Below are 8115 nucleotides of genomic sequence, written 5' to 3' on the forward strand. Positions count from 1 at the left end.
ATTGGTGAGCATGCATTAGTTCGAACGCCCCAATTTGTGTTAATACATTAAATTCTCAACTCCTTGCTGTTCATATTCTTGAAAGAAGAAACTGATTTCATCATAAAGCTCTTTTAAATTTTGTACCTCATAATAACCCGCTTCTGCTTTATGATTTAATTCCTCATAACGTTCAATAAAGTATTCATACTCACTTTGCTCATAGTCATCATCTTCATTTTTAGCGTCTTTTACTTGAGCAATTAAATCATCTAATTGGATTCTTACTTTATCAAACTCGTTTTTTCCCCTAAACTCGTTTGTTCTATCGGTGCAGGTAATTTAAAGGCTAAATAATAAATGATAAGTGCTATCGGAACTAAAGTAACGAATCCCATAAAATAAATAACTGGCAATGGTGAGGATGGTGGTTCATAAAGCTTATTAGAAATACATAATTGCCGCTGTATTTTACATGTTGAGTGGTAAGTGATGCATACTGGTGGTGTCGCGGGTATGGAGAGCAAGGAGGTATTGGCATTGTTAACACCAGCTACGGCTTTCTGTTGGAACTGTGGTTCTTGAGATGGTGGACTGAGCATTTCAGGCATCTTGGGTGCATCCAGTCCTTTGGCCGTATATTGAGTTTTAACCCAGATATGCATCGAATTCATCAATGAATTTAATTCTTGGGCTTGTTGCGCCAGAGCAGAAAAACTCGTTTTTTTAATTGCTGGTTTATTTAAATGAACAATGATTTGATTGACATCGTTTTTCAAGGCATGGTTTGTTTTTGCAAGATCTGCCGTCGTCGATGGAAATTGCGCCAAAATATCCTGATTTCGAATAAAAGTATTTAATTTCTCTTTTTTAGAAGAGAACAATTTTTTTAATAAAGATAAATTTTGCTTTTCATGAATGGCTTGATGATAGGCGTGTGTATTGGCATTGATAATGGCTTCTATATTTTTGAATGAATCATCAATAAAATGATCAATTTGATTGAGCAGCAATAAGAGCTGTTCTTTAAATTGATACACGGTATAAACTTCACCAGCTTGTCCCAATAAAGCAATGACTTGATTAACTATTTGTTGGAATTGCGCTAACTCATTTAAATCAGAGATTGCTTTCGCATAGTTTTCTAAAACCTCCTCATTTGCAGCGATGAGTTCAAAGTCTGGACAAGCTCGTAATTGCTCTGCTGACAATGCTAATGAAGGCCCCAATTGTACCTGTGCTGCAGTAAGGCTTTGCGTGCATTTTTTTGCAGCAAGGCTAGGATAGGCTTTTATATTTTCAAGTGGGCCAAGTGTAAAATCGTAAGGATGTGGATTAACCTGATTGCTACTTAGAGCAAAATGTAAAACCCGGTTACGTTCGCTAGAGAGCTGTTTAATGTTTTTTGATAAGTCGCCAAGCCTATCTTTTAATAATTGAGACTCAATCAGATAAGTGAGTTGCGGGTGAATTTCCTCATCGATCATACTGCGAAAATTAGCTAAAAATAGTCTATCAGAACCGATTAACGGCGAGGTGTTTTTCTCAATTGCGCGAATATAACGAGTAAGATGCATTAATTGTTCTTGGGTTTGCCCTATATTGGGGTTTTGGCTTATGTCTTTCAGAATGTGATTGATATCAAGCAAGATGAAATTCATGGGTTGATTTAAATGTTCTGCCGGCAAATTTTTGTTTCTTAAGAGTAAATAATCGCCGGTTTTTTGCATCAAGTCATATAACTGTGGCCATTGCAAACGTTGGCTATCCACGGGTTGGACAAAAAAATCATCTCGGGTTAAAACATGACGTGTTTTGTAGGCATTAGAAAAAAACCAGGAATTTTGATAGACATTAATAAATGCCTGCTGATCATCATCAATAAACCATGAGCTTGGATTAGTTAGGTAATCTTGATGTATCCCTGAATTAGCACGCGCTTTAAGCACCCATGCTCTAAAGTTTAGTTCAGCTTCGGTATAGCACAATTCAGAATGCACCCAAAAACGCGAGTTAGGCGGCATTGCTTGATATGATGTGTAATACTTTTTTTCTTTACCCATGTTTCACTCCTAGAGACATGCAGCTTAAGATTTACACAAACAGCAAACAGATTATTTTTGAGTCAATTAATTTGATAACATTCTTTGGGATAAGATGCAATACTTCAGAATAAGTGCTTATTTTCGGCGCAAATAAAGAGCATTCGCTTATATTTTGATCACCTCGTGTTTTAATTACTTTATTACTTGTTTTTAAACGTAAATCACTGGCAAAAATAGCTATATTGGTACTAAACTTATTTTGTATCTGCTCAAAATAATAATTTAGAAAAAGAGCTTGAGATTTAAGCATAAATCTTGCATGGAATAATAAAAGTTAGTGAAGAAGGGGGCGGCATATGAAAAAAATACTTTTAACAGCATTGATGATGCTTATGGGTGCCGTGGCAAATGCAGGGTTTTACGGTACAGGTCTATGCGGTTATCCACAGTATGATTGCATTACGGTAGCTTCGGGGCAAAATTGGGAGAATATGTTTCCTGATCCGCAGCAACTCGATATAGTGCAGCGCATTAATCGTACTTATAATCCTTTATGGGTCGGTAAGGTTATTGCTGTGCCAAAAAATTTGGCATACATCAATATGCTTGATGTTGCTCCTTTCCCACTAAAAATACCTGATGAAAATCAAAAAGAAATTATTGTTGATCAGGATAAATTAGCTTGGGGGGCTTATGATGGCCAAGGTAATTTGGTGAAATGGGGACCTATCTCCTCTGGGAGAGATCGTTGCCCTGATGCAAACCGTTCCTGTCGTACACTGACAGGTATTTTCAGAGTATTTAGTAAAGAAAATGAAAAATGTACCTCAGATGTGTTTCCTATCGGTAAGGGTGGCGCCAAAATGCCCTATTGCATGTTTTTCCACAAAGGTTTTGCCTTGCATGGTTCTACAGATATACCAGGAATAAGGGCTAGCCATGGTTGTGTGCGCATGTTTATTGACGATGCTAAATGGCTGAACCATGATTTTGTTGAATTATCCAGTGAGCGCAATAATTTTATGGGCACAGTTGTCATTGTACGCCCAATAAATGATAGTGAGAAAATATAATGAATACTCTAAAAAAATTCACTTCAATTTCATTGGTGCTTTGGCTAGGACTATCAGTGCCCCCGCTTGAGGCAGCGAAGGTAAAGAAAACAAGCGAAGATGCACAACAAAAGGCAGCTAAAGATGAAGCGCGATTTCCGATTGGATGTACTCCTGTCGGTTATCAGCAGCACCTCAAAGTATTGTCTTTATTTCCCGGAAAAGAAGGGGCCTTACAGTCCTTATATTTCTTTTATAATAAACTACCGCAAACAGTTAGCTTATATCAAATGCGGGATGAAGACAGTGAATATTCCACGCGAGTGAACCATACTATTGGCCCTAATCAATGGGCTGCTTTAGCTACAGGCGAACCATTGGTTAAATTTATTTGTACTTTAGGCGATGGCAAACGGGCTTATGGCAAAATTATTGATTGTGCTGAGACAGTTAAAGTATGTGAATACGTCCATGTAAAATTTGGTTTAAATAATAAAGGCAATTTTTGGATTTCAGATGGAAACTCAAGAAACGGGGCCGTTAATGATGTTGTGCATTATGGCATAATACCTGGGGTATAAATCTACATTCAGTAATTGGATTTTCCATTGAGTTTAGATTGAATTGCCATGTAAAGAGGGAGAATTTTCATGAAATCGCTAGTACCTTGGGTCTGTTTATTCGCTGCAACAGCCAGCCAACAGGTTTTGGCTGATGATTTCAGTGCGTACCGATTAGGACATTATAATAAGGCCATTAAACCTTTAATGACGCAAACCGGAAAAAATGCAGTTGCTGATTATTATTTAGGACGCATTTATCTTTATGGCTATGGTCAGCTAAAAAATACACAATTGGCCCTGCGTTATTTTACGCAGTCGGCCCAGAAAGGCTTTTTACCTGCCGTACAAATCATGGCTAAATATTCTTTATTACATGAAAAAAATCCATTGCAAGCGGTTACCTGGTTTAAACAAGCCGCAGCAGCGGGAGACGTTAATGCCCAGATGTTTATGGCTGCAGCCTACTTGTACGGTATTGGGGTGAAGAAAAATATTGATACGGCTACGCGTTATTATATTGATGCAGCAAAAAATGGTAATGCAATTGCACAATTTACCTTAGCTGAAAATTTCATTGACAGCCGTCATTCTTCGAACAATAAACTAGGCCTTATTTGGTTAAACAAATCAGCGAATAATGGTAATCCGCAAGCATTAACCAAACTGGGTGCTTTATATGTTGCCGGCAAGTTAGTTGATAAGGATGAAAGCAAAGGTTTGGCGTTATTAAATCAAGCAGCAACCCAGGGTTTTGCTCCGGCAATGGTGAAATTAGGTGAGATTGCCTTAGAGAAAAATCAAAAAGATGAAGCCTTACAATGGTTTAGCAAAGCAGGCAATACCGATAATAATACAGCCTATTTGGATTTGGCTGAAGTTTATGCAGACAGTAAAAGTCTGGTTTATGATCCTAAAACAGCTTTTATGTGGGCTTTAAAAGCCGCTCAAAACGGATCTACTGAAGGCAAACGGCAATTAGCCGAGTTTTATAAAAAAGGAACTGGTGTTGATCCGGATCTTAATTTAGCAAAACAATGGCAGGATCAAGCCAATGAAGACAGTAAGGCACCTAATAAAACCCTTGCAGAAGCTGCATTGTGGTTAAGTAACGGTACCACGGATAAATTAGAGCAAACAGCCTATCAGATGAATGGTATCTTTAGTGCTTGGGGCAATCCGGCTGTTTTAGGTGATTATGCGTATAATCAAGCACCAAAATTGAAAACTATTTCGCGGCAACTTATTTTTAAACCACAATTTGAATTGGTGCAACCTAATGAGATTCCAATCGCCAGCTATTACGATGCATTAGTGAGTAAAAATACGGATTCGCAAGTGAATCAATGGATTTATCCTACTTATCCTTTAAATACCCAGGTTGGCAACATCGAGAGAATAAACAGCTTTGTGGTGGCTCATAATGATTTACCGGTACCTTATCTTGATGCGAATTATGTGGATAAGGGGGCGCAAGAAGCCAGCGTCATGGATCTATGGACGGATGGTTGGCAACGGCAAGTAAATATCATGTCGGTTTTTTATCAAATGTATAACCGCGCAATCCTAGGGGATGCGCAAGCACAATTTGAAATAGGGCAAATGTTTCAATATGGAATCGGTGTAACCCAAAATGATGCTTCAGCAATTGTTTTTTATCAGAATGCCATACAACAACAGCATTTAGGGGCTGAATATAATTTAGGAATTTTATATTTATTGCATGCTAAAGGCAAAGAGGATTATAAGCTCGCCTTAAATGATTTAACGGACGCGGCTTTTAAAGGAAACAAGAAATCACAATATGTACTGGCCCGAATTCTCGAACAAGGTATCACCGGCCCTGAGGGGACTGAGTACATTAAAGCCGATGCTGAGCAAGCTAATTCGATGTTGTATTTGGCTGCTGCAAACGGGTATGGCCCTGCTGAATATGACTTGGCAAATCGTTTGGCACGACAGTATGATAGTGGTTTGAGCATGGATGCTAAGAAGCAAAAAATTACTCTGATTCGTCAATTGTATCAAGGTGCCGCAGATCGCGGTATTTCAAATGCCTTATTACCACTGGCCTTTTACAATGCCATGGATGGCAATGCTAAAAAACAGGCAAAAGCCTTTGCTGTTGCTAAAGAGCAGGCCGCGGCTGGAGAGGAAAAAGCTGCATTGTTATTGGGATTACTCTACGATCGTGGTATTGGCGTTAGTGCCGATCCAGGACAAGCAATACATTGGTACCAACAAGCTGGCGAAAACGCGGTAAGTCAATTTATCTTAGGCACTTATGCTGCTGAGGGGAAAGGAATTGAAAAAAATAAAGATAAAGGCATGGCACTCTTACAGCAATCAGTGAATGATAAATTTTCTTATGCTGATTTTAATATGGCTGTCTTGCTGCAGCAATCAAATCAGGATTTCCTACCTGATTTGACCCATGCGTATGAATTAGGCAATAGTCATGCAGGTATTGTATTAGCAGACTATTATTTAACTGGTAATAACGACCCAGAAAAGATGAAGCAAGCACGGAAAATCTATCAAGGCTTAGCTGAAAAAGGCGATCGCGATGCGCAATTAAAATTGGCCTATATGGAAGAAAAGGGTTTAGGCTCTGAGCCAGATATGGTCGGTGCCCAACGTTGGTATACTGCTTCTGCAGAACAGGGCAGTCCTATGGCTGAATATTTATTAGGGCAATTTTATCAAGTTGGTGCAGGCGGAGAGCCTGATTATAATTTGGCAAAACAATGGTACCAAAAAGCGGCGACAACTTTGCCTGAAGCTTTTGTTGCTTTAGGATTCATTGATGAAACAGTTGATGATAATTACACCCAAGCATTAAAAGATTATGAGCAGGCCGCTGTGAAAGCGAATCCTTTAGGTATTTATAATCTGGCCTTAATGTATTTATATGGCAAAGGGACGCCAGTGAACTTTGAAAAAGCGAAGAGCTTGTTTATTGACGCTGCGAATAAGAATGTTCATGAAGCAATGAATCAATTGGGAGGCATTTATTTCATGGGCTTAGGACAGGCACGTGATGAGCAGAAAGCTTTATTCTGGTATAAGAAAGCAGCTGATTTAGGTAATTCTAATGCACTTTACGAATTGGGTTTACTCTCTGAAACTGGAGTGACGACTAAGCTTGATTTTTCTGAGGCGCTTAAGTACTACCAAGCTGCGGCGGATAAAGGTAATGAAAAGGCGATGCTGGCTTTGGCAAGAATGTATCATTACGGTTTAGGAGTTACAAAAGATCCTAAAATGGCAGCCAGTCTTTACCAAAAATTAGCGGTGCGGCAAAATGCTTATGCGCAATATCAATTGGCTACTTACTACTTAGAGGGCACTGCAGGTGAACTTTCACCTTCTAAAGGGAAACAATTGTTACAGCAAGCGAGTGATAATGGTAGTTTACAAGCACGCAAAGTATTACAACACATGGAGGCAAAAGCCCAGGCTCGTGTTAGTTTTGTTGAGCCAATTGTGATGAATCAGGTACCGATTGCTGCGGGTGAAACGGCCAATTTAATATATCTTGAGGCATTGAATGAATGGAATCGTGGTGATGAAGTTTTGTCACGCATGATCTTACAACATTTAGTGACGCAATATCCTGATTTTGCACCGGCAAAAAATGTTTATAAGCAAGTAAATCAGGCACAAGCTGCAAGTACGTATAGTTGATTTGATACGTTAAAACGTCATAATAGCCCGGGAGCAGCTCAGCCCGGGCTTTCACTGCATCTCAGGGCTGCGATCCGATACGATAGTTTATGAACTTTTGATTCGAAACGCACCTTTAATTAATGACCACACTTAACGCTTTTTTCTTTATCATCATTTGTGAAATAACTTCTTGCATCATTCATAGCATTTAATCAAAATAATTATGGAATAAAAAAGCATGGAGCTTTGTTTATTGCCATTGCACTTGAGATTTCAATTAGACATTCAATCACTTAAGGAGCGAGCGAGATGACATACTTGGTAACATTTTGTACGTTTGATAGTTCTGTTGAAGGTAATCCTGCTTGGCATGGCGCATTCATTTTATCCAAATTGAATGAAGAGAAAAAGCAAGTCGAGGTTTTTGATACTTGGGGTTTTTATGGCGTTCCTGCTACGGGTGATCGGAATCATTGGTTTACGCGATTAAAAAGAAGCGTGGGTTTGGATGTCGATTTTTTTGGTAATCATGGCTGGCTTGTCCATGAAGAGGTTCGTTACATGGATCTTGGTCATGGGTTACATGGTTACTCTTATGAATTAACCGAAGAACAATTTAATCACTTACAAACAGAATGTCTGCAACGGGTTGCTGATCAAGAAGCTGCTGTACAGGATGCGGTGAAAAAAAAAGGGTTCAAAAAGACCTCGCAGACAAAGATGAGGCATTATCCTGAGGAAGAGTTTTCACGTGAAATTTTTAAGATGGAGCTAGAAGAGGCCCAAAATAATAATCGTGAATCACGGCTC

Annotated in this window: 5 protein-coding genes and 1 pseudogene; 4 read left to right on the plus strand and 2 right to left on the minus strand. The window is 38.9% G+C overall.

Annotation, left to right across the window (positions count from 1 at the left end; genetic code table 11):
• Positions 1 to 263: 263 nt before the first annotated feature.
• Together LDG_RS16085 and LDG_RS16090 are read right to left on the minus strand one after the other, a co-directional pair.
• On the minus strand, positions 264 to 2042 hold the full coding sequence (locus LDG_RS16085; protein WP_006872506.1) for a hypothetical protein: 1779 nt from the start codon (positions 2040 to 2042) through the stop codon (positions 264 to 266).
• Between the two features lie 31 nt (positions 2043 to 2073).
• Positions 2074 to 2334 carry a hypothetical protein gene (locus LDG_RS16090; protein WP_006872507.1) on the minus strand — a complete coding sequence of 87 codons (261 nt, stop codon included), beginning with the start codon at positions 2332 to 2334 and terminating at the stop codon, positions 2074 to 2076.
• Between the two features lie 46 nt (positions 2335 to 2380).
• Here LDG_RS16090 and LDG_RS16095 point away from each other — a divergent pair, with 46 nt between their 5' ends.
• The 4 genes and pseudogenes from LDG_RS16095 to LDG_RS19180 all read left to right on the plus strand — a co-directional run.
• Complete coding sequence (locus LDG_RS16095; RefSeq protein ID WP_006872508.1) at positions 2381 to 3097, plus strand: L,D-transpeptidase; 717 nt, start codon at positions 2381 to 2383, stop codon at positions 3095 to 3097.
• Positions 3097 to 3657, plus strand: a complete 561-nt coding sequence (locus tag LDG_RS16100) for a hypothetical protein (protein WP_006872509.1) — start codon at positions 3097 to 3099, stop codon at positions 3655 to 3657. The genes LDG_RS16095 and LDG_RS16100 overlap by 1 nt, the downstream gene beginning before the upstream one ends.
• A gap of 69 nt (positions 3658 to 3726) precedes the next feature.
• On the plus strand, positions 3727 to 7323 hold the full coding sequence (locus LDG_RS16105) for a tetratricopeptide repeat protein (protein ID WP_006872510.1): 3597 nt from the start codon (positions 3727 to 3729) through the stop codon (positions 7321 to 7323).
• A gap of 291 nt (positions 7324 to 7614) precedes the next feature.
• Positions 7615 to 8115, plus strand: a pseudogene (locus LDG_RS19180) (hypothetical protein); the annotation flags it as partial.

Source organism: Legionella drancourtii LLAP12 (assembly GCF_000162755.2).
Lineage (GTDB): Bacteria > Pseudomonadota > Gammaproteobacteria > Legionellales > Legionellaceae > Legionella > Legionella drancourtii.